Origin of the sequence: Moraxella sp. CTOTU49803, assembly GCF_032097965.1 — a bacterium.
GTDB lineage: Bacteria > Pseudomonadota > Gammaproteobacteria > Pseudomonadales > Moraxellaceae > Faucicola > Faucicola tetraodonis.
In genome coordinates this window covers 19,504-45,285 of sequence record NZ_DAMCJP010000011.1, presented here as the reverse complement: position 1 = coordinate 45,285, position 25,782 = coordinate 19,504, and the positions used below count along the sequence as shown (strand labels likewise).

Here is a 25,782-nt window from a genome sequence, read left to right as displayed (position 1 = left end):
TTTATTTCAGTTTTTACTTCAGTGGCAGCTTATCTTTTTAAATTAGCTTTTTAAACTAACGTCACTGGCATCGACTGGCAATTGATTGGGTTTTAACGCCACAGGCTGTGATACCAAAGCGGCTTTAAATACTTCATCAATCGTTTCTACTGGCTGGATGCTTAAGCCCTGTTTGACATTATCAGGAATATCAATCAAGTCACGCTCATTGGATTTTGGAATCAATACGTGTTTGATACCGCCACGATGCGCTGCAAGCAGTTTTTCCTTCAAGCCACCGATACGTAGCACTTTGCCACGCAAAGTAACTTCACCCGTCATGGCAATATCGGGGCGAATGGCAATACCTGTCATCGCAGAGGCTAACGCAAGCGTTAACGCAATACCGGCGGATGGACCGTCTTTGGGGGTCGCACCTTCTGGCATATGCACGTGGATATCTGTGCCTTTGAGCTTATCGTAGCTGACGCCTAAGCTATCAGCACGGGCACGGACCACCGTCATCGCCGCACGAATTGACTCTTTCATCACATCACCCAGTGAACCTGTAAAACTTAGCTCACCTTTACCTTGCACCGCAACCGCTTCAATGGTCAACAGCTCACCACCGACTTGTGTCCAAGCCAAACCTGTGACACGACCGACTTCAGGTTCTTGCTCTGCCAAGCCATAATCGAATTGGTACACACCCAAGTAATCAGCGACATTTGAACTATCGACCGTTAATTTGTGTGCCGCGGTTTTATCTTCCGCTTTGTCTTTGCCCGATGATTCAACATTTTGTTTCACCACTTTGCGGGCGATTTTGTTGATTTCACGTTCAAGGTTACGCACACCTGCTTCACGGGTATAACGCTGTACGATCGCTTTGATTGCCTCATCGGTGATATCAATTTCAGTATCACTTAAGCCATTTTGTTGAATCGCTTTTGGTACTAAGTATTTATCCGCGATGCTGATTTTCTCATCTTCGGTATAACCCGGCAGACGAATCACTTCCATACGGTCAAGTAACGCAGGCGGGATATCCATACTATTGGCGGTACAGATAAACATCACTTGTGATAAGTCTAAATCCATATCCAAGTAGTGATCGTTAAAGCTATGATTTTGCGATGGGTCTAACACTTCAAGCAGCGCTGAAGCAGGGTCACCACGAAAATCTTGCGCCATTTTATCGATTTCATCGAGTAAGAATAGCGGATTTTTTACGCCCACTTTTGAGAGTGATTGTACGATTTTACCTGGCATAGCGCCGATATAGGTACGTCGATGCCCACGGATTTCGGCTTCGTCTCGCACGCCGCCCAATGCCATACGGATAAACTCACGACCTGTCGCACGGGCAATGGATTCACCTAAAGAAGTTTTACCCACCCCAGGCGGACCTACCAAGCAAAGAATGGGACCTTTTAAAGTATCCACGCGAGATTGCACTGCCAAGAACTCCAAGATGCGGTCTTTCACGTCTTGTAAACCATAATGGTCAGTGTCAAGCACGTCATGGGCTTTGTTAAGGTCGATTGAGACATCACTGGTTTTGTTCCAAGGCGTATCTAAAATCCACTCGACATAGTTACGCACGACTGATGACTCAGAAGAGGCAGCAGGCATGGTTTTGAGTTTACGAAACTCATTTTCTGCTTTTTTACGCACCGCTTCTGGCAAATCGGCTTCCGCTAAACGTTTTTCTAGCTCAGCAATATCGTCATCTTCATAATTCTCACCGCGTTCTTCATGAAGGTCAGAAAGCTCAGATTTTATCGCTTTCATTTTCTCATTTAAGAAATACTCGCGCTGGTTGTTTTCCATCTGGCGACGGACCGCTTCTTGTAATTCTTGCTCGATATTGTGCTCAGCACTCTGCTGAATCAAATAGTCTGACAACGCTTTGATATGCGCAGTCAAATCATCGACTTCCAAGAAGTTTTGTTTAATCGATAAATTAAGTGAGACACGCGTCGCAATGAAATATACCAATTCTTCAAGTTGGGTAATACGCTCAGCCACACGAATCAACTCGCGTGAGTTACGTAGGCGATTTTCCGCATATTTGCTAAACAAAGCAACTAATGCTTCTTTGTGCGATTTTTGCGTTTTAGCCGTCATATTCACGGTGATAGGCGCTTTTTCAAAATCGGCAAGTAATACCGCTTCTTCCTCATCGGTGTCTTGGATGTCGACCAATTTGGCACGGTACAGACCTTCAATCAGCACTTTGATGCAATTTTCGTCATTTTCATGTGGCATGGTATTGACGACACGGCACACCGTACCATATTCAAATAGATTACTGGCATCAATGTCTTCAGATAGTGAGTCTTTTTGTGCCACCACCAATACTTTATTGTCGAATTCGTTTTGCGCAAGCTCGACTGCTTTAACTGAAGGCGTACGACCCACAAATAAAGCGATTTGCATTTGTGGATATACCACAACGTCACGTAAAGCTAACAATGGTAGCGTAGTGAATTCTTGCGATTCAGATGATTCTGGATTTGTCATTAAAACATCATCTTGCATATACTATGTCCCCTTAAATAACACAACAAGCAACTGACCATTTGTGAGCAAATGATGGCTTGCTGATAGACTTAAAAATATAAATGGCGTCAATGCAAAAAATTGCAAGGCTGGTCACACAAAGGGGGAAAAAACGACCAGCCAAGGGCGATAAAATGATAACAAAGTGCTAAAAATAACCACGGTAATCGTGCACTGAGCCTAATGTCGCTGTGATATTGATGTATCCTTGTCTAATTTTTTAGGCTAATTTATACGTCTCTAATTTATGCGTGTCTAATTTATATATATCTAAAAGTCGTCCAAGTCTTCAGAATTCACTCGGGTAAAGGCATCAGCTTGGGTTAAAAGTTGATTTAACCTAGCGGGATTCATGACACTGGCAATTTCTGCATCGCTTAATTCATTAAGATTTTCAGTTAATTTGGCATTATTAGTGGGTGAATCTGAAGCGGTAGTTGGAATGCTGTCATTGTTTTTTTTATCGTTCATCTAATTATTATCCATTCATTCTTTAGACACCAAATAGCGTCGGAATATCCATAGGTTACTCGGCGTGATTAAGGCGTCAAGCGTGATATCCCAAGGATTAGCATTTAATTTTTCAACCAATTGAAAATCATAAGCCCAGCCAATTTTAAGCGGTTTGCTTTTAACCTTGGCTAAGGTGCGGTCATAGTAACCACCACCCATCCCCATACGATTGCCAATTTTATCCGCTGCCACTAACGGCATAAATAATACATCAAGCGCCGCTACGTTAAGCATTTTTCCTTTCTCAGGTTGGCGCATACCCAGTGGATGTTTGGGTAGGCGAGATTGTCGCCAAGTTTTTTGGCTAAATTGGATAAATACGAGCGGCTGATGTTTGCCAGTGACGACAGGTAAATAAATACGATAACCGCGCTGCCTTGCCCAATCCATCAGCGGTTGGGTAGGCATCTCCCCAAAGGCATCTGCAAAAATCCCGATCTTGACGTTTTTGCCAGTTAAAGCAGGATGCTGTAGTCGGTTTAAACCTCGTCGTGCTTGATAAGCGGCGCGATTACGGTGGCGCTTGGATAAGCGTAGACGTTGTTGACGTAACTGTTTACGCAAGTGATGAGCATTCATAGATTCACAGCGATGATGTAATGGTTATAGATTATAGTTAAGCCATTGATAATAAAGCATGATAATAAATCAAAATCAAAAGAAAGCCAAATGGCTGATTTGGCTAATTAGGTTTAGTTGCTTAGCTATTTATTCACTTATTTATTTGCTTAAACACCCAAACATCCTATCGTTAGTGTATAAACCATAACAAGTGTCCGCTACCTATTATTACCTGTTATGCCATGCCCTTTGAAATATTTGAAAAATAAAGCATTTTTGCGGACGGTGATACTGAGTTTTAGTAGCCCTACAGACTCAAACTTAACTAGCAGCGCCTGTAAAAGATGATATGATTGCTGATAACGAGGATGACGGTTTATGTATACGTCTTTAAATTTTTATCTCAAGTCCAATTACCAAAGTTTGGCTTGTAAGTTAGCTCGTTTGTAGTTTATGTTGCATTTTTTTAAATTGCTGTGTTGATAACTTAGGAAAAATTAATGGATGCACTCAGTATGTTGCTTGAAGATATACATTTGTATCAAACTCAGTATCACTATATACACGCCACTGGGGAGTGGTCGTTTGAGTTAGATAAAAAAGATTGTATCGTGTTTTATTTGGTTACCACAGGTGGGATTAGTATTAAGGTCGATGATGTATATCGCAACGCACACGCGCGCGATGTGGTCATGGTGCCAGGCGGCAAAAAACACCTTGTTTGTGGTGTAGGGCAATCGGATATCCCATCAATTGACATTGCCCCGTTATTAAGCAACCAGACTGTTGAAACTATCAACTTGGGTAAACCTGCGATTTCTAGCAAAGGTGATGAGCCAGCGCAAACAACTGAAATGGTGGCGATTGTATGCCATTACGATCGAGAGATTACGCGCCCGTTACTCAGCGCTTTACCAGAAATTTTGCCAGAAAGCGAATCAAACGATGAGCAAAAAATGATTATGCTTGAGTTGGGTGTCAAATTTTTGGCATTAGAGTCTGAGCAGAATCGACTTGGTAAAATGACCATTATCAATCGTATCGCCAGTATTTTGATGATTGAGTGTGTACGCAACTATATTGAGGATTTGCCTGAAGCGACAGATAATTGGCTAAAAGCTGTGAAAGACCCTTACCTTGCCAAGGCGTTGGCAGTCATGCATGATCGACCTGAGACCAATTGGACCATTCATAAGTTAGCTGAAGTCGCCGGGATGTCACGCAGTAGTTTTGCCGAACATTTTCGTGAAGTGGTGGGGGTGCCGCCGTTAACTTATTTAACGGACTATCGACTTCGTCTTGCGGCGCGTTATTTACGACTACAAGAAAATAGCATCAGCCGTATCAGTGAGTTAGTGGGTTATGCCTCCGATAGTACCTTTAGCCAAGCATTCAAACGCGTCTATAAAATGTCACCACGAAAATATCGCCAGTCGTTTCGAACCGAGGGTGTGCATTTTGCTGACAGCTTGAGCGAGGAATGAGTCAGTAATCGAGAACCCTGAGTAACCACAAAAAAGCAGGTTTGCTGCGGTTTTGTGGTTATCGCCACTTTTATAGCAATCTTTATGTCTTAGAGCGAGTTTTATCGCAACTAAGAATGCCCAGTCTATTTTCATAGCAATATCTGTTAGGTTATGTCGACAGGGGTATGATATAGTGACAAGCACTGTCCCATATTTTATCAGCTGCGATTGCCAACATGGAAACTTCAACTACCAAAGGTCAACCTGTCGAAGCACATGGCTTGCACATCAAGCCCAATCCAGAAGACCCTGCGATGGACCATCGTGGTGTTAACCCAATGGATGTTACCAGCCAATACACGGCCGTGTTTCATGCACAAGAAAACGCAGTGACCGAGTATTTTGAACACTCCCAACCCCACCAACTGTTATTTTATATCTCCAGTAAAAAATCCCAGTTTATTGAAACTAAAAAACTGCAAGTCGCCAAATATTTAAATATGCGCGATAATGTTGGGCTGATGCAACTGCAGCATTTGTTCAATAATTTACATATCGTCGATGATTTGGTGATGTCGATTAGCCATCATTTACCGCCGCAGCGACCGATTGGTTGGCAGATTGTCAGCCAAAGCAAAAATTTAATGAACCTGCCAACGGTAGGCTTGATGCCATCATCCGCTGATTTCCGTGGTCTTGAGCATAGTTTGGCGGCGACCGTGATTCAGTTTTTGGGCGTGGCATGCTATCACAATGACCGGGGTTATTTTGTCGGGCATATTTTAGGTTATCTATTTAGTTGTTATTATTTCGCCCATCTCGGTGTCAACTATTCAGTCACGCCATTAAAAGAGGCAGCGATTCCCAATTACCCTTACCAAGTCATCAATGTGGCAGAATTAGTGAGACTATTGCAGTCACTCGATGAGTCGCTCAAAGCGCAAGTTTATCAATTAGCCATCTATTGTGCGCAAATCAGTGAATACGCCGTTGACAAACGAATCGAGAAAATGCTGATTACTGAGGTCAATAGCTTTAACAAACAAGACTTGCGCGATGAGCTATCGGTGTTGGTACAATATGATTCCAATGAAAACGAGTCTTTATTTCAGCCTATTAAGCCTTTAAAATAACGCTAATTTTACCCGTTGGGAACTCACATGCCCGCATTTCAGTACAAAGCCATGGATACCCAAGGCAAGTCACACCAAGGTATTCTTGAAGGCGATTCTGCTAGGCTAATCCGCCAACAACTGCGCGATAAAAATTTACTGCCTGTCGAAGTCTCACCTGTGCAAAAAACCGATGTCAGTCGCAACCGATTGTGGCAAAAAGGGGTGGGCGCGTATGATTTGGCATTAATCACCCGCCAATTGTCGGTGTTGTTGGCAGCGTCGATACCGATTGAACAAGCGTTGCAAGCGATTGCCAAACAAAGTGAAAAACCGCATGTCAAAGCGTTGATGCATGGCGTGCGCGGCAAAGTATTGGAAGGCTATAGCCTAGCGAGCGCGCTACAAGACTCTGGTAATTTTCCAGCGATTTATATCGCCACCATTGCCGCAGGTGAGCGCTCGGGACATTTGGATTTGATTTTAAACCAGTTAGCCGATTACACCGAAAATCGCTTTGCCATGCAAAAAAAGGTACAAGGCGCGATGGTGTATCCGATAATCTTGCTGATGATGGCGGTGGCAGTGGTGGTGGGCTTGATGAGCTTTGTCGTGCCAAAAATTGTCAAAGTGTTTGAACAATCTGAGCAAGCGCTGCCATGGATCACCCAAGTAGTGTTGGCATTGTCTAATCTCTTAACCCAATGGTGGTGGCTGATATTAGGCGGGCTAATCGGTGCGGTTTTTTTATTTGTGAAGTTTATTAAAACGGCGGCAGGCAAAGCCACTTTTGACCAATTTGTCTTGCGCTTGCCGGTGTTTGGTAAATTATCGCGAAATCTGAACGCATCACGTTTTGCCAGTACGTTAGCGATTTTGGTACGCTCAGGGGTGCCGTTGGTGGAAGCACTAGCCATCGGCGCGGCAGTCAGCACCAATACCCATATCAAGCATACCATCGCGCGCGCCACAGAAAAAGTCACCGAGGGCGCGAGCCTATCAAGCCAGCTTGAGCGCAGTAATTATTTTCCGCCGATGATGGTACAGATGATTAAAAGCGGCGAGAACTCAGGCGAGCTTGATGACATGCTGACGCGTGCAGCAGCGATGCAGCAAAATGAAGCCACCAATATGATTAGCACGCTATTGTCACTACTTGAGCCGCTGATGTTGGTGCTGATGGGGGTGATTGTCATGACCATTGTGATGGCAGTGATGCTACCGATTATCAATATGAATGATTTGGCAGGCTAAACCCTAAAACCGCCAAATAATTAATCGCCAAATAATTAATGGCTAAATCATCCGACAAAATTAACCAAATCGGTATGCAAATTGTCAAAAAAGCCGTGTAAAATCCTAACACGTTATTAAAAGCGCTAAAAATTTAAAAAATGGAAATTCGTATGTGTTGTGCTCATGTATCAAAAAATCGTCAATCGGGTTTTACCTTAATTGAAGTCATGGTGGTGATTGTCATTTTGGCAATTTTGGCAGGTCTTGTGGTGCCCAAAGTGGTGGGTCAAAGTGACAAAGCCCGCGTCAAAACCACCGAAACGGCTTTATCCACCACCTCAAATGCCATTGATATGTTTAAAGTGGACAATGGTCGCTATCCAACTACACAAGAAGGGTTAGAAGCCCTAAACAAGCCACCACAAGGTGCCAAAAACTGGCCAGAGGGCGGGTATATTAAAGGCGGTTTCCCGAAAGATGGCTGGGATAATGACCTACAATATGTTATCCCAGGTACCGAAGGCAGAACCTATGATTTGTTCTCATTGGGGGCTGATGGCAAAGAAGGCGGCGAAGGTCAAGACGCAGACATTTTTGCTAAATTATAAGTTTGGTGCTGTTACTGGGTTAACGAAATCAGAGTCACGCACTCTGATTTTTTTTGCTAGGTTTTTAGGCAGGGATTAGCTAAAATTAGCCGTCATAGTATAATTACGCAATTTAAAACGTATAAATTTAAAACCTATAAATCTGAAACGTATGAATTTAAAACGTATGAGAAGTTGTCTTTGAAAAATATGTCCCCTATGCCTAAGCCACTGTTTTGTTTTCGAACCGTGAGTCGTCATGTCTCTTTACTTGGCACCCTACTGGCTGTCACTAGCCTCACTATGCCAAGCGCCCAAGCGATTAGTTTAAGCGAGGTTTTTGGCGGCAGTGACAATCCCAGCTTGACAGTCAAAGATAAGCCGCTACCGGTGCATGAGGCTTTTAAAGTCTATACTGAGCAAAAAGGGCAAGTAGTGACCATTCATGTGGATGTCAAAGCAGGCTATTATGCGTATCGGGATAAATTAACCTTACAATTGCCTGATGGGGTAACAGCGACGCCATTACAATTTAGTGCAGCACCGACCTACGTGGATGACCCGGATTTTGGTCGGGTGCCTGTGTTTGAACAACCCTTTACTGCTACAACCACCTTAAGCGCGGATAAAGCAATTACCTCGCAACCTGCTACGGTCAAATGGCAGGGCTGCGCCAAAGTAGGGCTTTGCTATCCCCCTGAAAAAACCAAATTTGTCATCACCCAATTGGCCGCTTCCACCAAAAATGCCGCAAAAAAATCAAACGCAATGACGTCAAAAACGGCGCAAACCAAAGTCACCAATACCTTGGCGATGACCAATGATGCCGCCCCAATAACGACTCAGCAATCTGCTAGCTTGACCCCTGCTAAAACCGTCAATGAGGCAACTAGCACACCGTCTCCCAAACAAGCGCTGTCCAGTGGCAATACAGCCGCAGCAGCGCAGCAAGTCGCATCGACCACAGTGACCGATGTCTTAACTACAGCGCAGTTAACGGCATCCGCCCCTATAGCCTCCGTTACATCGTTTCAACCTATCCAAACAACTGTCATAACTGAACCCGCGGCTTCATCGGCGGCGGTGGCAACGAGTTTGACGGGTAGCGCTAGCAATCAAGATATTTTTGGATTAACCAAGCATAGCGGTGTTGCGTTATTGCTATTATTTTTAGCGGGATTGGGGTTATCTTTTACCCCTTGTGTGTTACCTATGCTGCCGATTGTAGCCAATATCGTTGCCCGTCAACATCGTCCATCTGCCAAAAAAGGGTTATTACTCACGGGCAGCTATGGCTTGGGTGTTGCTACCAGTTATGGCATTTTGGGGGCAGTGGTTGCGTTATTTGGGCAATCTTTGGGTATACTAAACTGGCTACAAAACCCTGTCATTTTGCTAATTTTTGCAGGGTTATTTATCCTGCTTGGACTGTACATGTTGGATGTCATTCGCTGGCAATTGCCGCATGCGCTGCGCGTCAAGTTCCAGAGAATCAGCCAAATTGGGGAAAATCGACTCGGTAGCTTAAGTGGTAGTTATTTGACGGGCTTGTTTTCTGCACTAGTTGTCTCACCTTGCGTGTCGGCACCCCTTGCAGGCGCGTTGGCAGGCGTGGCAGCACTGGGTGATCCTGTGATGGGTTTTGCCGCATTGTTTTTGTTGGGGCTTGGGCTATCCACACCGCTCATTTTACTGGGCGCCACTCAAGGTAATTTTATGCCAAAAGCAGGCGAGTGGATGAACTGGGTCAAAACCAGCTTTGGTTTGTTGTTATTTGGCGTCGCTTTATTGATGATAGAGCGTATATGGCTATCAAGCTGGATGCTGATGCTATGGGCGCTGTGGTTTGCTGTGATTGGCTTATGGCTGTGGCGCTGGCAAGGCAAAAAAGGTCAATTACTCACTCAAGCACTAGCATTGCTAGCATGCATTTGGTCAGCGTGTCTGGTGATAGGCACTGCCTCAGGTAGTCAAGATAGTTGGCAGCCGCTTAACAAGCTTATGAATACCTCAGGGCAATCGGCGTTAACGGCAACGAAGACTACTCAAACGATTAAAATCACTAAACTGTCACAGCTTGAGCCCTTGCTTGCGCAATATCCAAAGCTAGTCGTCGATGTCACCGCAGAGTGGTGCATCGAATGTCGTATCATGGATAAAACACTTTTTGCCAACCCGCCGCAAAGTTTAGCCAGCTGGCAAGTTGTCAAACTCGATGTGACTGACAATACGCCGGATAGCCAAGCAATCTATAAAAAATTAGCCGTGTTCGGTCCGCCTGTACTGTTGTATTACCAAAACGGTCAACTGGTAGCAAGACAAAACGGTGAAGTCAAACGCCCTGATTTTGAGCAAATCTTGTCCCAATTAAATTAAGTCCAATTAAACTCAGTTAAAGAAAACTTAGTCAAATGATTCATTGACTCATCCAACCATTAAGGTTAAAAAAAATTGAACTATCACTTAACAAATTCTATAGCCATCCCGTTAACTTTGGGGGTGCTAATTTTTGTCACTGGGTGTTCCCATGCAGGCAATGCCGACCAACAGCCCAGCCAAAATAAAAGCCAAAACCAAAGCGGAAATAGCCAGTTAGCAAGCCCAAATTCACCGTTAGCAGGCTCAAAGTCCAATCAACAGACGGCTAAAAATTCAGCAAGTTATACTGACAAAAAACGTCAGGCAACAAATCTTCAATGCAACAATGCCGTAATTAATCAAGCTTATCAAGCCAAAAATCCCAGCGTTAAACGACAGGTATTAGGGTGTGGTACGGTGATTAAAGTGCTAAAAGACGATAACCAGGGTAGCCGCCATCAAAAATTTTTAGTCAAAATTGATAACTATCCAAACATCACGGTGTTAATTGCCCATAATATTGATTTGGCACCCCGCATCGAGGGTATCCAAGCCAAAAATCCCATTCGTTTTTATGGTGAATATATTTATAACGACAAAGGTGGCGTTGTACATTGGACACACCGTGACCCTGCTAGCCGTCATCAAGACGGATGGCTTGAATATAAAGGCCAGCAGTATCAATAGAATTATCTATACAAGACAAGCACCAATAGAAATACCGATAATTGACGAGCCAATAGTTGCTTGGAATTTTACTTTACTGTTAAAAATTATTATGCATTTGTTAACTATTTGTCATCAATTTTTGCTATCATGAACGATATTTTTGTAAGAAGGTCAACCTATGTCACAACTTACGCTTTACCGTACCTCTTTATCGCTTGCTATACTAGCCACACTAACAGTTACAGCAACTACGCACGCAAAAACTTCAACAAAATCCTCAACAAGAGCTTCAGCAAAAACTTTAATAAAAACAACTGTTATTTCTGTCGACCAACAAACGCTGCTCACTTGTTCAAAAATCACTGACAATGTCGCGCGGTTGGCTTGTTTTGACAAGATAAGCGTTGGTAAAATCGAACCTGAAGCCAAGGCGCCCCTTGATATTGCCAAAACCTTGGAAGTGAGTATTAAAGAAGGTAAAGCGGTGCCAGTGTTAGCCGTGAATCAAACGACAACCGTCACGACCCCCACTAAAAATGAGCAAAAAAAACTGGATCATTTAGTGCCCAACAAGCAAGACAAAACAATCTTAAAGCAAGTGGGGGTTACCGCAGCGGATGTGGAAAGATATACGCCACTGAGTGTGTTATATGACTTGGATAAAAATGATCCCAAAGGGATACTGACGATACGTCCCCATTTGCCCATGTATGTCATGCCGCTTTGGTACAACGCAACGCCAAACTATGACATTCATTCACCCACCCAAGATCATGTTCGCGCATCGAAAGATTATTTGCAGCATCTAGATAGCAAGCTGCAAATTTCAATGAAAACCAAGCTTGCCCAAGATGTGTTCGATACCAATGCCGATGTTTGGCTTGGCTATACCCAGCAGTCTTATTGGCAAGTGTATAATGGTAAAAGTTCAAGACCTTTTCGCAGCTCAGATTACCAGCCAGAGATATTTTTGACACAGCCTATCAAGGGTGATCTGCCTGGGAATGGGTCATTAAGAATGTTAGGCGCGGGGCTAGTGCATGAATCAAATGGACAATCAGACCCGTTATCACGTTCTTGGAATCGTATCTATGCGATGGCAGGGACGGAGTGGGGCAAGCTCACCGTGATTCCAAGACTGTGGCTCATCGCATATGAAAACAGTAAAGACTCGGATAACCCAGATATTGGCGACTACATGGGCTATGGCGATGTGCGTTGGTTGTATCCGCTCAATGACCAAAGCACAGTCGGCGGTGTGATGCGTTATAATCCAAGTACCAATAAAGGCGCTATACAGGTGGATTATGCTTATCCATTGACAGGCGGTATGAAAGCGATTTTACAAGTATTCCATGGCTATGGTGAAAACATCCAAGACTATAATCATAAGAGCACCAATGTCGGTATTGGTATCATGTTCAATGATTTTAAAGGGCTTTAACTGCGTTTATGGCAATCGTAGCCCCCTTGCCTTGGTGGCGATTGCCCTTTGCCATGGCGTTGGTGTATCAAGCGAAAGTTCATCACCGTTGCCAACTATGTGGCATCAATGATTGCGCTGCAGCAGGCTTTGATAACTTAGCACCGCGTCACCATGACCATTGGTTTAATCGACAGCAATTTCTTTGTCAGCCATGCCATAGCCGGTTTGCATGGTCCGCGTCATTTTTTACTTTGCAATTGAGCCAAACCTCAATCCGTGGCGTAGCCAGCGGCTACTATCAATATCCCCTCAATCAAATCATGCTTGGGTACAAAAATGGGCAGCAGTTACATCATCTGCCTGTTTTGATTCAAGCTATCAGACAACTGCATATACCTAAAGGTTGTCATTCAAAAAACTCGTTAATCGTTAAAGTACCAACAAGTTTACAACGCATTAGGCAACGCGGCTTCGATCCGCTTGCCATTTTAACCGCTTATCTAAGCTTTCACTGGCAAATCCCTGTTTTTACGGGTGTGCAGCGACTCGACCGACCTCACCAACAGGGGCTAAGCCGAGATGAGCGTTTAGATAATATCAAAGATGCGTTTTCTTTGACAGATATGCCGCCTAGCAAAAATTTGATTTTATTTGATGATGTGGTCACCACAGGCGCCACCCTGTCTGAATTGGCTAATCTACTCACAAATTATCACCCATCTGCCCATATTCATGCGTATTCAGTATTACATGGTAAGATTTTGCATTAGGTCCTGCTTGTCACTGTTTTGCGACCAAAGTTGCATCGCGATATTGTTAAAGCTCGCAGATAAAGGCGGGCTACCAGTGGGTTATTGGCAAGATGCTTTAAAATCCTAAGCTAAAAATGATTTGATAATACTTGAGCGCCCTTTCGTCCTAATTCGCTTAGCAACGATAAGTGACTGAGGCAAACTATGGGTAGTAAGCTTGAGGTATGACAATTAACAAAAATACTGTGATAATAGGTATGTTTTTTGCTTTAATGTTAGAATGGTTTGTGCTAGCAAACATGGTATGATAGGTCATTTATTGAGGGGTATGGGTGGGTATCGTGATGAAATTTTTGAACAGACAATATCATCGTAATCGAGATCTTGACCAAGGTTTTACGCTGATTGAGCTTGTCATCACCATTGCGATTATAGCTATCATTGCCGCGATGGCAGCGCCTAGTATGCAGCGACAGATTCAGCAAGCCAAAGCTAGGAAAGCAGTCAGTATTATTGAGTCTGCCCTTAGAGATACTCAGGTCCAAGCAATCATTAGTCAAAAAAATACGAAAATTGTTTTGACAAACACAAATAATGTCAAGAATTTTAAGAGTTTCTATGTGGGAGACAATGTTGCCACAGATACGCCTCAGGCTATCTATAATCTTGGAACAGAAGTGTTAATCACACCGATACCAAGTACGCTGTTGGCTGTCAGTTTTACCCCCACTAAAAAGTCCTATCAAGGTCAAACTGTAATATCTACTCGCATGGGGCAAGATGCAAATGATGCAGTAGCTACGACGGGGTTTTATATCTGTGTGGGATCGGGTAACCCACAATATTTAGTGGAAATAGATGCAAGTAATAGTATTAAAAGTAGTAAAAGTGGGAGCTGCTCATGAGATACCATCAATATGGTGTAGGACTCATTGAGGTATTAGTGTCTCTGTTGATTTTGGCAGTGGCAATTTTGGGTTTTAGTGCCATGCAAATGCAGTCTATCAAATCTACTTCTGAGTCGGTTGATAGATCACAGACACTATTAATGATGAGGTCGCTTGCGGAAAAAATCCGTGCCAATCCTACAGCGATTGCTACTTACCAAGATGCACTCAATAAAGTCTACGCTGATATGAACAAAGCGGCTGGTGCTAAAGATACCTTTCCGCAGCCTTCAAATCTTTGTATAGGTAGTACGATGTGCACAGCAACAGACATAGCCAATGCTGAGGTATGGAAACTAAAAACCCAACTCACATCGACAGGTCTACAGATGGATTTGCAACCATGTCCGAGTACGGGGGGAGGAGGAACAACAGCTTCTACTAATGTTATGTATTCCTACTGTCTGATTACTGCTTGGGGAAACACAACACCAACAATCGGCACAGATGATAATCCAATCAAAGACCCAAAAATTGCAAACGATAAGGGCACAATGGATTGTCTAACCTCAAGAGATGCTTCCAACACCACGAATATTAAAACGGGTGGTAAATATCATCCCAAAGCAACCTGTATGTTTCTGGAGATTAATTAATATGAAAAGGTTGCAACAGGGTTTCACGCTTATAGAGTTAATGATAGCGCTCATTTTAGGACTATTAGTATCTGCAGCAGCTTTGCAAATACTTTACACTAACTCATTATCTTCAAACATACAAAGTGCAGGATCTAATATTGTAGATACCAATACTTTTGGTCTTGATTATCTAACTAAGCAAATTCGTAAAGCTAACTATGGTATTTTATCATCACAAAGCTTCTTTTTAAATCATCGAACGCCACAAGGCGGCATTGTATTGACAGCACCAGACAAATTAAAAGTATTTGGCAATACAGTTACAGTTTCAAATACTACTGTAACTGTTCCTAGTAATTTGCGCGGCTTATCAAAGAGTGATCAACTGATCTCTGATACGCTTTTGACAAGATCGGCATCTTCGTTAAGTGGCAGTAATGTCAAATCTGGCTCTACAGTGCTTTCAAGTGACCAGTTGACCATCCAGTATAAAGTGTCAAGTGATAATCAAGTGGATTGCCAAAGTCGCAATGTGATGAAAGATGATTATGTTATCGAGCGATATTTTGTGCGGGATGGTGGGTTGGCCTGTGCCTCGGCGATCTATACCTATAGCGAGACTACTGCAAAAAAGGATGCAACTAATCAAAACGCCATTAATATTGACAAGTATAAGAAACCTATTAAACAGTCAAATGGCAGTTTTAATCGAGATACAAGTGATACTACGCAAAATCTAGCAGGTAGTGGCGAGATAATTATTCCCAATGTGGATTATTTTAGAGTATTGTTAGGTGTGAGTGATAGTAAAAACTTTTCAACGAATCCAAGCACATATAACCTGACATATATGCCCATCCCAACGCCTATCACAACTGAAAATGCAGACCCTTTTCCAACATTGAACAATCGAAGAATTGTGAATGTTCAAATAGGGCTTTTAATACGTTCAGATGGCTCAGTTACCGCATCAAAAGATCCATCATTTACAGTTTTGGACAAGACCGATATAAAGTTAAATGATACCTCCAAAAATGATGGAAAAATGAGAAGAGTTTTGGAGACAACTGTCTTTCTAAGAAATGCCAGAGGGACTGTACAATGAACCAACAGTATTTGTTAAAAGGCTATCCTAAATCTCAAGCCGGTGTAGCACTCATCATCGTCTTAATTGTCTTGCTACTAATATCTATTCTTGGAATTATTGTATTAAGAAAAAGTACAACGGATTTGCAGGTGGCCACAGCCTCGCAAATTTCTCAGTTGATGTTTCAAGCCAATGATGATGCTTTTGGCAAAGTCGAAAAAGAAGATAGATTGCGAGTGGCTTCCACTTCCTCTACTAAAAAAGGACTTGATACATTACAAGGGTATATCTCAAGAGCCGGTGAAGATACTTTTGATGCAGAGACAGTATTTTGTGTACGTCCACGAGAGAGTGATTTATTTAGACTTGATAAAATTACTCAAAAAAATAATACAGGAAATATATTGGAAGGTGCAAATCGGGGATTTTGTGACCCCACAAACCCGAATGATTATGTCAATGAAGGTCGTGTAATGACGCAAATGACTTTTGTCAAATTAGCAAAGGCAAAAGATGTCGTACCGTTATCAGAGCATGCTAGAAATGACGAAAGTAATGATTTGTCAACTAATTCAAGTGCTCAAGAGTCCCCTTGTGTTTATTTTAATGGTTATTCTGTATCACTTATTCCTAGTTATACTAGTTCAAATGTCAGTTTAGGCAATAGTACATCAACAGGCACAGATACAGTGGCAGGATGTTTAAAGCAAAAAATTGACGATATTGACAAGTGTCTAACGGATTTGGGTGTACCCCATAATATCCAAATGCAAAGCTATAAACACGAACCTGTAGGTGTAAGCTGTCTGAGTTAAAAATTTTTTATTTAAAATTATTAATCTTAAATACGTGTATCAATAAATATTAAGGTGAAATATCACCGAGGTAGCTGAAAATGGAACAAGCATACATCAAAAATTACTGTTCAAATATGAGTTTCAAACTGTTGCCACTTGCTATTGGTAGCTTGATGGTTACAAACGTAACCACCCATGCTAGTGATATTGAGCTGTATAAAGCTGCTTCTGCGGGAGGCGCAACGGTGATGCTGGCGTTCGATAACTCAGGCAGTATGGGTGTAGGAAGTATTCTTGATGATTATAATGTTGGCACTACATTAAACGGACAATATTATTGTAATGTAGATTGGTTATTAATTATTCCAATTCCGATTTCTCCAACTACAGAAAGTGTGCCAGTAGCTATTTATGATGATAATGGTAACGTTACAACAGCAACGAACAATTATGATGTTACATATTGTACAGTCAAGAATATAAGATACTATGATCGCATTTCTCGTCTAAAACAAGCATTAATACCGATGTTAGCAAATCCAAAACAAGCCTTTGGCACAGGCGCAAACTTTACCAGTTATAACTTAGGTTTGGCAAAATTCTATTCTGATAATTATAAAAATGCTGGTGTAATCGCTTATCCGGCTAAACCATTTACACTAGACAATCGAAAAAAAATGATAGAGGCTGTTAGAAATTTAAATGCTGAAACCAACACGCCCAGCGCGCATGCCTATGCTGAAGTAGGGTCTTATATGCTTGGTACTACTACCAAAGATATTACCAATAGTGGGTTTAATTTGGCAGAATCTTCTTCAAAAGATACAAATAACTATTTTTCGCCCGTTACTCCAGTAACAAGTAGCAACCAACAACAATGTGGCGGTAATGGTATCTATTTTTTAACTGATGGAGAGCCTAATAGTGTAGATAAAAATTCAGCGATTGACTTGATGAACAGTGCGTTGAATAAAGTGGGTCCTATAGCCAACCCAGCAGGTACTAAATTAACAGTCGGCACAAATACGACTTGTGATGCCAATGGCTTATCATCAAATTCTACTACTACTGGTTGGAATTGTATGGGTAAGTTTTCCCAATTATTGCGCAATACCAATAATCCAGTGGGCCGAGAAATTATTACCGGTACAGCAGGGTTTGGAGCGGATTTTAATGATTTTGCAAATGCTACCAAGATTAATAATAAGTACAATTGCTCTATAGCAAACAGTCAAAATGCTCAAAATCTTTGTAAATTAGGCGAAAAAGGTTATGGCTTTGGTGAAGGTGGCTTTTATTTTGTTAAAACGCCTGATCAACTCGCTGCTAGTATTAAAGAATTTATCGCAGGCGTAGGTGATAAAGAAATTCCAGCGATATCCACCGGTACGATGTCAGTGCCATTGGATGCACTTAATACTCAGCAATCCCGTGGTTTTGCCTATACGCCTATTTTAGACCCCAGGCCAGGCGTTACCAATCTGTGGGATGGCAACCTAAAAAAATATTATATCCGCAATGGTACCGTCACCGCTGATGGCGCCGGTACAAAACCAGTATTTAATGATTTGACTGGACAATTTTCTACTTCTACCTATGATATCTGGAATACCATTAATGACGCTACAAGGGAAGATGCACAGCGACCTGATAAAGCTTTACCACAAGTGGGTGGAGCATTTCAGCAAGTGTTTGAGAAATCAGGTAATGATAGAAATCTGTGGGTAAATATCGATGATACACTCACCAATATCAAAGTTGACCCAACAACCAAAAAACCATCAGGATTTACAGCGCTTAAACCTGTTCTACGTACTGACTTGGTTAAACCTACTACAGGTACAGATCCTCGCACATTAGTCATTAAAGATATTTTAAACAATATTTTAGTGTTCACAGGATTTCCTGCTCAAACCTTAACAGATATGGATGATACGACGGTATTAGTTGGCACACCTACCAAAACACCAAAAAATATTGGTGGGGTGATTCACTCACTTCCTCAACTAGTCACCTATGGCATCGATTTAGATACCAACGGTAAATTTAATGCTACAACACGTAAAGACAGTGTATTGTACGGTTCAATGGATGGGGCATTACACCTAATAGATGATAGTACAGGCAAAGAGCAGTTTACCTTTATTCCGAAAGAAATTTTAGACTTGCAATCAGGTGCTCTAATAAAAAGTGGTAAAACTACTGACTCGAAGCTACCCTATGGGGTTGATGCACCTTGGAATGTGTATACAACCTATAATATCACGAGTAACACTACAGGGACAGATACTAGCGCTGTCACTACAAATAGCTATGTCGCTAAACAAGTCTTTGCCTCAGGCGGTTTACGCATGGGTGGTTCAACCTACTATAGCTTGGATATTACAAATCCGAGTACGCCAAGTTTGATCTATTCAGTTGGTTCTAACTATGCAAATGTATTACAGGGTCAAGCTTCTACCATATATGGCATGAAGAATGGGATTTATGGTAATGCAACCACTAATACTGACGAACAAAAAGCTTATTCTCGTATGGGACAAACGTGGGGCAAGCCTAGTGTAGGTTTTGTGCGGTCAGGGGGCAAAAAAGTCATGGTGAATTTCTTACCTGGTGGCTATGACACTCGTTATGAGACTGCAAACTTCGCTGCAGATTCATCAAATCTTGCACAAGGTAATGCAGTCTATATGGTACGAGTAGGGGAAGAAAAAGAAGACAGTACAACCAAAAAAGTGACTATAGATACCACATCAGCTAAAGGTAAGCTGTTATGGTGGGCAAGTTATCCAGCATCAAAAGATGTTACAACCACAGCTGCACGTCCTACTTCCGTCACCTTACAAAAAACTGAACACAGTGATTTGACTGCTAGTATTGTCACTGAAATACGTACCGTTGACCGTAACTATGACGGCTATACAGATTTTATTTATTTTGCTGACTTAGGCGGCAGAGTGTGGCGAGCTGATATCAATAATAACAAAGATACGGATAATTTCCGTGTTGATCGTGTGGTCAAATTATTAGATGTAAGCGATCAAAAAGGTGGTTCAGATGTTGCCCCAAGGTTTTATGAACGTCCATTATTTACAGTAACTGATGAAGTCGTAGAAGGTTCACCCATAGCACAAATTACTGTGGGTACAGGCAATCGCAGTTTACCTGTAAGTGATAAACGTAGCGTACCAGATGCTATTTATAGTTTTATGGATAGAGAAGCGGGTAAAAAAGATTTGTTCTGCTATAAGAGCGATGCTGAGTGTATAGGCACTGCTAATTCAGATCCTTATTTGAGTCAAGCGCTTGTGACCAAGGATTTAACTGTAGCCAATCTGGCTAAGGTAACTTTTACGGCTAACGATGCAACTATAAAAACCAATATGATGAAAGGTGTGACAGATACAACATTCAAACATGGTTGGTATTATCCATTTGAGCAGTGGTACAAAGTCAATGGTACAGGTGCTAGTGCGGTTATGAGTAATGTATTAGAAACTGATCGCACAAAATATCAAGGTATGAAAATGCTTAATGAGCCAGATGCTCAAAATGGTCTACTATTCGTGTCGGTTTATAATCCAAATGTCAATTTAATTGCAGAGGGTTGTTCTGCTACGGTACAAGGTGCCACTCAACGTATGCTGATGTGTCTACCTTTTGGCAACTGTGGTGCTTCGGGTTATAATACTACAACTGCTGCGGATGATAAGCCAGATTACACCAAGCGTTCAGCAGCCTTAGCAGGTGCTGGCATTGTTGATAATATCATTACTCAGTCTAAGCCTGATGTGGGCGGCTCATTATTTGGGGTATTACAACTTAGCTGTACAGGTACAAACTGTGATAAAGCAACCTTTAATAAACCCAGTACGATTGATATCAATACCATTAACTCAAACGGTGTTAATCGTGACAAAGTTATGAATCCGCGAGAATGGTGGGAAAAGTAGCGTGAGTAAAGCACATTTTGCTATAGCTGAGAAGACTATGCTTAATTCAACAGGTTTTACTTTGATTGAATTGATGATTACAGTGATGATAATAGCCATTTTGGCAGCGATTGCTGTACCATCTTATCAGCACTTTATCAAAAAAAATGATATTCAAAAAGTAAAATCTATCATCATGATGCAGTCAAATGAACTCAACAAATGGCGAGCAAGGCAATTAAATTATGCAGGGTTTACCCCCCAATCACAAACGTTTGATTCAGACAAAAAGACGTTTCACTATCCTAATACAGATAGTGCAAAGTATGATATCAAAATGGTGACAATACTAGGATCTGGTTCGAATTTAAGCGAGTCAACATTTGCAAATGCCAGTGTAGCAACCAACTATGTCATATTGGCTACCCCGTTACTCCGTGGATATCCTTATATTGGTTTTTCTAGTCAAGGAATCCAATGTGAGTCGCTAGATAGTTCAATAACGGCAATAAAAATTTTTAAAGATAGCAACTGCGGTACAGGAAGTTCATCATGGTAATAACCCAGTACAAAAGTAATGGCTTTACTCTAATTGAACTCATGATTGTGGTAGCAATTATTGGTATATTAGCGGCAGTGGCTTATCCCAATTATCAATCTTATGTGATTAAAACACATCGTAATAACATGATGTTTGAATTACAGAATATCGCCATGCGTATCCAATCTCGAAAACTAGTGGAAGGTGTATACACAAATATTTCTCTGTCTCATGTTTTAGGCGTCACTCCTGTACTTGGTGCTATTACTTATCCATTGGGTAATGCAGATTATAATGTAACCATTATTGACAGCTCAACTAATACCCCAATGACAGGAAATACCATGACTACTTCTAAATGGCGTATACAGGCTATACCAATTTCCAACGGTCTTATGAGTAATGATGGCACATTAACTTATGATTCTGATGGTGTAAAATGCCGAAATACCTCATGTGGTACAGGTCAAGAGTGGAATAACTAGCTTGTCAAGCTAGACATTGAACAATTTTTGGCAGTATGGACAATCTTTATGTGGGGTGATATAAAATAGTGACCAAGGCGGTGAGAAGTGATTATGAGCAGCTGAAAGAAGATTATGGAAAACTGCTAGAAATAGTGAATTCGCTATTATTAGAAAATTTTGAGTTAAAACAAAAAACGCATCAAGTTTGATGCGTTTTAAAATTTTAAATAACATTAACCACGACATGAACCTGGTAAATACTTAGCTGGTAAACCAGTATTTCCTGTTGCTGGTCCACATTTCCATGAAGAAATTACAACACCGCCTGGTGCAGTAGCAGTAATAGCTGCACCACTAGAATCAAGTGGTGTCATTTCGATTTTTTTGTTTCGTGCATCAGTTGGAAGATCGGTAGCAGAAGTAGTTGTTACGATAATCTTTCCATCAGCATCGGTAGCTACAGATTGAACATATTTAGTTGAGGGTGCTGCTCCTCGACCTACGCCTACTTCACATCCCCATGCATTAGCTGCTGGTTTATTGGTAGCGGACTGATATACTTCTGAAACAGTAGTACGACAAGTACTGCCAGCTAAGATTACTTCTCCTAATTTAGCTCTAACCGTGTAATCTCTATATGCTGGTAAAGCGATCGCAGCCAAAATACCGATAATAGCGATAACGATCATTAATTCGATAAGGGTAAAACCTTTTTGAGCATTCATAACATTCTCCATACATAAATGTTGTTGGTTTATTTATAAGCTTTAGAAGCCTGTTTTAATGTTAGCATTAAACGTGCCAACTTTTATTATAGACAATTTATATAGAAAAACAGCCGCTTGTGCATAAAAAAAATTCAAATTGTAAATTCATCTGCATATTTTTATTAAAAAATGACAATTATTGTCAGGTCGGATTTCATACTTTCGACAAATATTGTCATGGAGTGATTTGCATCACGTATTTTTTGTTTCTGTTTGGGCGTTGTGATAGCGTAAATTTCTACCTTTGAAAGCTTCCAAAACAAATATGGTAGTATCAAGATATAAATTTCGTTGCTGAATCGAATACTTATTTTATAAAAAATGCTAAACTACCTCGTTTAGCATTTTTGCGTTTAACCCATACGAAAATCCTATGCTGTCATCTACGCCACCCCAAACCCTCAATCAAGATACTCGTCTGTTTACCCTATTGATTGGGTTAGCCATTTTGACCTATCTAATGCCTTGGCATTCGCCACTGGGGCGAGATTTTGTCGTCAATGCCACTGCATTTGGGTTTGTGAGTTTGGCAATCGCGGCTTTTCTTTGGCAAAACCCGATTACAAAGGTTAGCAAATCTGTGCTTACTTGGTTGCTGCTAGCGCTATTGCTTGTATGTCAGCCACTCTTCAACCATATCGCTTACCCTGATGCCTTAATTTTCCCGGTGATAAGCTTGCTGGTCGTTGCCTTGACTGCGTTGATAGGCAGTAATATTGAAAATAAAGCGAATTTATTAAACAGCCTGTTTATTGCAGTATATCTCATGGCAATCATCACCTTTATGATTCAAATGATGCAAACCCAAGGCTATCAGATTGATTATAAAGGTTGGGTAATTGCCCGTGGTAATGCCAATGGCGGACGCTATGATGGCAACTTTGGACAAGCCAATCACGCAGGCTACGCGTTTGTGTTGGCGCTGTGTGGGGTGATTTATCAACTGCAGCAGTCGTTTCAAGAAAGGTTAAATGCGCCGCAGTGGCTGATTGGTCGATACCGACAATATGCGCGGTTTGGCTTGATGCTATTGTTTGTGATATTTACCATCGGGCTTGCCTTGACCCAAAGTCGTGCGGGTCTGGTGATGATGCTGGCGGTGATTCCCATTTTCTTTTTGACCCAGCCGATGGCGTGGAAAAGTAAATTATCGGCTAGCGTTTTTGGTCTTGTCGTATTTGTGCTGTACTATATGGGCGCAAGCTGGCTGAGCAATTATAGCAGCGCCAATCAGCTTGGGGCGGTGAGTCGTATGGCAGGCGGGCAGGGGAACCGCTCGGCGATGAGCGAACGCGCCATGATGATATTTCATGACCATGTGCTTACAGGGGTCGGTTGGAACAACTACATGGGCGCAAGCATTGATTATGCCCAATATTTTAAATGGCCAGAGATTGCCGACCATTCGCATAATTTTGCTACCATGATTTTGGCGGAGCTAGGGGTGCTCGGTGCGCTATGCTTTGTGCCGATTGTCTGGGTGCTGGTGCGGGCAATTCATCTGCGCCATAGCAGCGAAAGCGCGATTGCCCTGGCGTTTGTCATCGCCAGTATCTTGTATGCCAGTGTCGAATACCCGTTATGGTATTTTCGTTATCTCGCGGTTTTTGCCTTGTTTTTGGCATTGATTGATCAGCGCAACTGGCAACTTGCGTGGCAACCCAAGCTAAGAAAAGCCATGTCTATTATTATGCTTGGTTTGGCCATGTTATCAGGCTACTATATTTGGCAATATTTTCATCTCAATTATTTGGATTATAATCGCTTTATCAAGCATACCAATCATCTAAACCAAGACAAAGGAATTGACTACCAAAATGACGTGTTTGGCTTTAGTGCTTATCATGACCGCATCCTTGCCATGCAAGTGCCGATTAATCACCATCAGGCAAGCGTCAAAGAAGCCATCTTTGAAGAGGTGCTAAATACCGATTCTTCCCAGTTTAATATATTAGCTTATGCACAGTTTTTAGCCTATAAAGGTGAAAAGCAAGCGGCATTAAAACATATCAAAGCGGCTTGTGTCATGGTAAAAAATTTGTCGGATTGTGATAATGTGGATACTGACTTGGGCAATCTTGCTAAACAAGATCCTGCGACATTTGCAGCTTTATACCGTGAGTTTCAGCAATGGCGAGACGCCAATCCTGAAAAAACAGGACTTACACCATAATGCAGCGGGTAATTTTCTTGTTATGGCAAAATATCGCGTTCCGACTTATCGTGGGCTGGTTGGTTGTGGTGGTGTTGCCGGCGCTGCTGATGTGGCGAATGCGCTTCTTGCAGGGGCGCTGGCTACTGACTGAATTTAACAGTATGGTGTTAGCCACGTTGGGTGTCTTGCTTGTCACCCTTGGTCTGCGCAAACTCACCCAATTTCCAGGTCAACGCTCCATCAGCTTTGTGTTGCCAACCTTATTGTTGGTGATGATGCTGTTAGGCATGGTGATTATCGTTTTTCGGTTGCCGTATTCGCTATATTACTTTGGCTTATCGGGCGTTATCGGGGCAGTGTTTTTCTTTTTATCGTTTTTGCTGGAGCAAAAAGCGCACCAACCTTATATGGCGTATATTCCACTGGGGCATTGTCAAAACTTTGAAGCGATTTTTCAGATCCATTGGCTGCGTCTTGAAAAACCGCATTTGGATGCCATACAATCCAAAAAAGTCCAAGCGATAGTAGCAGACCTATCATCGCCTGCACTCGATGAAGACTGGCAGCGATTTTTAACGGAGCAAACGTTACAGGGCAGACCGGTGTATAATAATCGCCAGGTGTATGAGTCTTTGACAGGTCGTCTGCCGATTCATCATTTATATGAAAACGAGTTGGGCTCGCTGTTGCCCTCGCAGACCTATTTAAGGTTTAAACAACTGATTGATATTATAGCGATTTTATTGGTCTCACCCTTGGTATTGCTGATTGCGGTGATAACTGTTATTGCGATACGGTTGGAAAGTCCGGGTAAGGCGATATTTGTCCAAGAGCGGGTCGGGCAAGGCGGCAAATTGTTTAAAATCTATAAATTTCGCAGTATGCGCTTTGACTCAGAAAAAAACGGGGCAAAACTGGCGCAACAAAATGACCCGCGTGTGACTAAAGTCGGCAAGTTTATTCGCAAAACCCGTATCGATGAACTGCCGCAATTTTTGAATGTGCTCAAAGGCGACATGAGTCTGATTGGACCGAGACCTGAACAGCTAAGTTTTGTCAAAACCTTTGAAAAAACCATCCCTTTTTATAATTATCGACATATCGTCAAACCCGGTATTTCTGGATGGGCGCAGGTCACACAAGGCTATGCCAGTGATACCGATGAGACAGCGCTTAAGGTACAGTACGATTTTTATTATATTAAACATATTTCTTTTGCATTAGATATCTTGATTGTGCTCAAAACCATTCAAACCATGCTGACAGGTTTTGGGGCTAGATAAACTG

At 42.0% G+C, this 25,782-nt stretch carries 21 protein-coding genes; 17 read left to right on the top strand and 4 right to left on the bottom strand.

Annotation, left to right across the window (positions count from 1 at the left end):
- Nucleotides 1–42: 42 nt before the first annotated feature.
- The 3 genes from lon to RT422_RS10335 all read right to left on the bottom strand — a co-directional run bounded on the left by lon (nucleotide 43) and on the right by RT422_RS10335 (nucleotide 3,636).
- Nucleotides 43–2,523, bottom strand: a complete 2,481-nt coding sequence (lon, locus tag RT422_RS10345; protein ID WP_313422182.1) for an endopeptidase La — start codon at nucleotides 2,521–2,523, stop codon at nucleotides 43–45.
- A 291-nt stretch (nucleotides 2,524–2,814) separates the two neighbouring features.
- Nucleotides 2,815–3,015, bottom strand: a complete 201-nt coding sequence (locus RT422_RS10340) for a hypothetical protein (RefSeq protein ID WP_060994578.1) — start codon at nucleotides 3,013–3,015, stop codon at nucleotides 2,815–2,817.
- A 15-nt stretch (nucleotides 3,016–3,030) separates the two neighbouring features.
- Complete coding sequence (locus tag RT422_RS10335; RefSeq protein ID WP_313422179.1) at nucleotides 3,031–3,636, bottom strand: 5-formyltetrahydrofolate cyclo-ligase; 606 nt, start codon at nucleotides 3,634–3,636, stop codon at nucleotides 3,031–3,033.
- Nucleotides 3,637–4,118: 482 nt separating this feature from the next.
- Here RT422_RS10335 and RT422_RS10330 point away from each other — a divergent pair, with 482 nt between their 5' ends.
- The 15 genes from RT422_RS10330 to RT422_RS10260 all read left to right on the top strand — a co-directional run bounded on the left by RT422_RS10330 (nucleotide 4,119) and on the right by RT422_RS10260 (nucleotide 21,591).
- Complete coding sequence (locus RT422_RS10330; protein WP_313422177.1) at nucleotides 4,119–5,102, top strand: AraC family transcriptional regulator; 984 nt, start codon at nucleotides 4,119–4,121, stop codon at nucleotides 5,100–5,102.
- 218 nt (nucleotides 5,103–5,320) lie between these two features.
- The gene (locus RT422_RS10325; protein WP_313422175.1) at nucleotides 5,321–6,217 is read left to right on the top strand and encodes a hypothetical protein; all 897 of its coding nucleotides are present in this window, start codon (nucleotides 5,321–5,323) and stop codon (nucleotides 6,215–6,217) included.
- Nucleotides 6,218–6,244: 27 nt separating this feature from the next.
- Nucleotides 6,245–7,450: a type II secretion system inner membrane protein GspF gene (gene gspF, locus RT422_RS10320; RefSeq protein ID WP_313422174.1), complete on the top strand. Its 1,206-nt coding sequence runs from the start codon at nucleotides 6,245–6,247 to the stop codon at nucleotides 7,448–7,450.
- 140 nt (nucleotides 7,451–7,590) lie between these two features.
- Nucleotides 7,591–8,040: a type II secretion system major pseudopilin GspG gene (gene gspG, locus RT422_RS10315; protein WP_313422173.1), complete on the top strand. Its 450-nt coding sequence runs from the start codon at nucleotides 7,591–7,593 to the stop codon at nucleotides 8,038–8,040.
- Between the two features lie 189 nt (nucleotides 8,041–8,229).
- Entirely contained in the window at nucleotides 8,230–10,395 is a 2,166-nt protein-coding gene (locus RT422_RS10310) for a protein-disulfide reductase DsbD domain-containing protein (protein WP_313422171.1), read from the top strand.
- A 75-nt stretch (nucleotides 10,396–10,470) separates the two neighbouring features.
- Nucleotides 10,471–11,064, top strand: coding sequence for a DUF3465 domain-containing protein (locus tag RT422_RS10305; protein ID WP_313422169.1), 594 nt, complete (start codon nucleotides 10,471–10,473; stop codon nucleotides 11,062–11,064).
- Between the two features lie 160 nt (nucleotides 11,065–11,224).
- Complete coding sequence (locus tag RT422_RS10300) at nucleotides 11,225–12,490, top strand: phospholipase A (RefSeq protein WP_313422168.1); 1,266 nt, start codon at nucleotides 11,225–11,227, stop codon at nucleotides 12,488–12,490.
- An 8-nt stretch (nucleotides 12,491–12,498) separates the two neighbouring features.
- The gene (locus tag RT422_RS10295) at nucleotides 12,499–13,242 is read left to right on the top strand and encodes a ComF family protein (protein ID WP_313422166.1); all 744 of its coding nucleotides are present in this window, start codon (nucleotides 12,499–12,501) and stop codon (nucleotides 13,240–13,242) included.
- Between the two features lie 326 nt (nucleotides 13,243–13,568).
- Nucleotides 13,569–14,129, top strand: coding sequence for a prepilin-type N-terminal cleavage/methylation domain-containing protein (locus RT422_RS10290; protein ID WP_313422164.1), 561 nt, complete (start codon nucleotides 13,569–13,571; stop codon nucleotides 14,127–14,129).
- On the top strand, nucleotides 14,126–14,767 hold the full coding sequence (gene pilV, locus RT422_RS10285) for a type IV pilus modification protein PilV (RefSeq protein WP_313422163.1): 642 nt from the start codon (nucleotides 14,126–14,128) through the stop codon (nucleotides 14,765–14,767). Before RT422_RS10290 ends, pilV begins: the two co-directional genes overlap by 4 nt.
- A gap of 1 nt (nucleotide 14,768) precedes the next feature.
- Nucleotides 14,769–15,854, top strand: coding sequence for a PilW family protein (locus RT422_RS10280; RefSeq protein ID WP_313422161.1), 1,086 nt, complete (start codon nucleotides 14,769–14,771; stop codon nucleotides 15,852–15,854).
- Nucleotides 15,851–16,651 carry a hypothetical protein gene (locus tag RT422_RS10275; RefSeq protein WP_313422160.1) on the top strand — a complete coding sequence of 267 codons (801 nt, stop codon included), beginning with the start codon at nucleotides 15,851–15,853 and terminating at the stop codon, nucleotides 16,649–16,651. Before RT422_RS10280 ends, RT422_RS10275 begins: the two co-directional genes overlap by 4 nt.
- An 80-nt stretch (nucleotides 16,652–16,731) precedes the next feature.
- Nucleotides 16,732–20,586 (top strand): PilC/PilY family type IV pilus protein, encoded by a 3,855-nt coding sequence (locus RT422_RS10270; protein ID WP_313422159.1) that lies wholly within the window; start codon nucleotides 16,732–16,734, stop codon nucleotides 20,584–20,586.
- Nucleotide 20,587: 1 nt separating this feature from the next.
- On the top strand, nucleotides 20,588–21,124 hold the full coding sequence (locus tag RT422_RS10265) for a prepilin-type N-terminal cleavage/methylation domain-containing protein (protein WP_313422158.1): 537 nt from the start codon (nucleotides 20,588–20,590) through the stop codon (nucleotides 21,122–21,124).
- Complete coding sequence (locus RT422_RS10260; RefSeq protein ID WP_313422157.1) at nucleotides 21,118–21,591, top strand: type IV pilin protein; 474 nt, start codon at nucleotides 21,118–21,120, stop codon at nucleotides 21,589–21,591. Before RT422_RS10265 ends, RT422_RS10260 begins: the two co-directional genes overlap by 7 nt.
- Nucleotides 21,592–21,806: 215 nt before the next feature.
- Here RT422_RS10260 and RT422_RS10255 read toward each other — a convergent pair whose 3' ends face one another.
- Nucleotides 21,807–22,298: a pilin gene (locus RT422_RS10255; RefSeq protein ID WP_060994594.1), complete on the bottom strand. Its 492-nt coding sequence runs from the start codon at nucleotides 22,296–22,298 to the stop codon at nucleotides 21,807–21,809.
- 415 nt (nucleotides 22,299–22,713) lie between these two features.
- Here RT422_RS10255 and RT422_RS10250 point away from each other — a divergent pair, with 415 nt between their 5' ends.
- Together RT422_RS10250 and RT422_RS10245 are read left to right on the top strand one after the other, a co-directional pair.
- Nucleotides 22,714–24,513: a Wzy polymerase domain-containing protein gene (locus RT422_RS10250; RefSeq protein WP_313422156.1), complete on the top strand. Its 1,800-nt coding sequence runs from the start codon at nucleotides 22,714–22,716 to the stop codon at nucleotides 24,511–24,513.
- Nucleotides 24,513–25,778, top strand: coding sequence for an exopolysaccharide biosynthesis polyprenyl glycosylphosphotransferase (locus tag RT422_RS10245; protein ID WP_313422154.1), 1,266 nt, complete (start codon nucleotides 24,513–24,515; stop codon nucleotides 25,776–25,778). Before RT422_RS10250 ends, RT422_RS10245 begins: the two co-directional genes overlap by 1 nt.
- The last annotated feature ends 4 nt before the right edge of the window (nucleotides 25,779–25,782 follow it).

What these genes read in the sequence shown, in the direction of transcription:
- lon (WP_313422182.1), bottom strand. Translation starts at nt 2,523, where the DNA reads ATGCAAGATGATGTTTTAATGACAAATCCAGAATCATCTGAATCGCAA.
- RT422_RS10340 (WP_060994578.1), bottom strand. Translation starts at nt 3,015, where the DNA reads ATGAACGATAAAAAAAACAATGACAGCATTCCAACTACCGCTTCAGAT.
- RT422_RS10335 (WP_313422179.1), bottom strand. Translation starts at nt 3,636, where the DNA reads ATGAATGCTCATCACTTGCGTAAACAGTTACGTCAACAACGTCTACGC.
- RT422_RS10330 (WP_313422177.1), top strand. Translation starts at nt 4,119, where the DNA reads ATGGATGCACTCAGTATGTTGCTTGAAGATATACATTTGTATCAAACT.
- RT422_RS10325 (WP_313422175.1), top strand. Translation starts at nt 5,321, where the DNA reads ATGGAAACTTCAACTACCAAAGGTCAACCTGTCGAAGCACATGGCTTG.
- gspF (WP_313422174.1), top strand. Translation starts at nt 6,245, where the DNA reads ATGCCCGCATTTCAGTACAAAGCCATGGATACCCAAGGCAAGTCACAC.
- gspG (WP_313422173.1), top strand. Translation starts at nt 7,591, where the DNA reads ATGGAAATTCGTATGTGTTGTGCTCATGTATCAAAAAATCGTCAATCG.
- RT422_RS10310 (WP_313422171.1), top strand. Translation starts at nt 8,230, where the DNA reads ATGTCCCCTATGCCTAAGCCACTGTTTTGTTTTCGAACCGTGAGTCGT.
- RT422_RS10300 (WP_313422168.1), top strand. Translation starts at nt 11,225, where the DNA reads ATGTCACAACTTACGCTTTACCGTACCTCTTTATCGCTTGCTATACTA.
- RT422_RS10295 (WP_313422166.1), top strand. Translation starts at nt 12,499, where the DNA reads ATGGCAATCGTAGCCCCCTTGCCTTGGTGGCGATTGCCCTTTGCCATG.
- RT422_RS10290 (WP_313422164.1), top strand. Translation starts at nt 13,569, where the DNA reads ATGAAATTTTTGAACAGACAATATCATCGTAATCGAGATCTTGACCAA.
- pilV (WP_313422163.1), top strand. Translation starts at nt 14,126, where the DNA reads ATGAGATACCATCAATATGGTGTAGGACTCATTGAGGTATTAGTGTCT.
- RT422_RS10280 (WP_313422161.1), top strand. Translation starts at nt 14,769, where the DNA reads ATGAAAAGGTTGCAACAGGGTTTCACGCTTATAGAGTTAATGATAGCG.
- RT422_RS10275 (WP_313422160.1), top strand. Translation starts at nt 15,851, where the DNA reads ATGAACCAACAGTATTTGTTAAAAGGCTATCCTAAATCTCAAGCCGGT.
- RT422_RS10270 (WP_313422159.1), top strand. Translation starts at nt 16,732, where the DNA reads ATGGAACAAGCATACATCAAAAATTACTGTTCAAATATGAGTTTCAAA.
- RT422_RS10260 (WP_313422157.1), top strand. Translation starts at nt 21,118, where the DNA reads ATGGTAATAACCCAGTACAAAAGTAATGGCTTTACTCTAATTGAACTC.
- RT422_RS10255 (WP_060994594.1), bottom strand. Translation starts at nt 22,298, where the DNA reads ATGAATGCTCAAAAAGGTTTTACCCTTATCGAATTAATGATCGTTATC.
- RT422_RS10250 (WP_313422156.1), top strand. Translation starts at nt 22,714, where the DNA reads ATGCTGTCATCTACGCCACCCCAAACCCTCAATCAAGATACTCGTCTG.
- RT422_RS10245 (WP_313422154.1), top strand. Translation starts at nt 24,513, where the DNA reads ATGCAGCGGGTAATTTTCTTGTTATGGCAAAATATCGCGTTCCGACTT.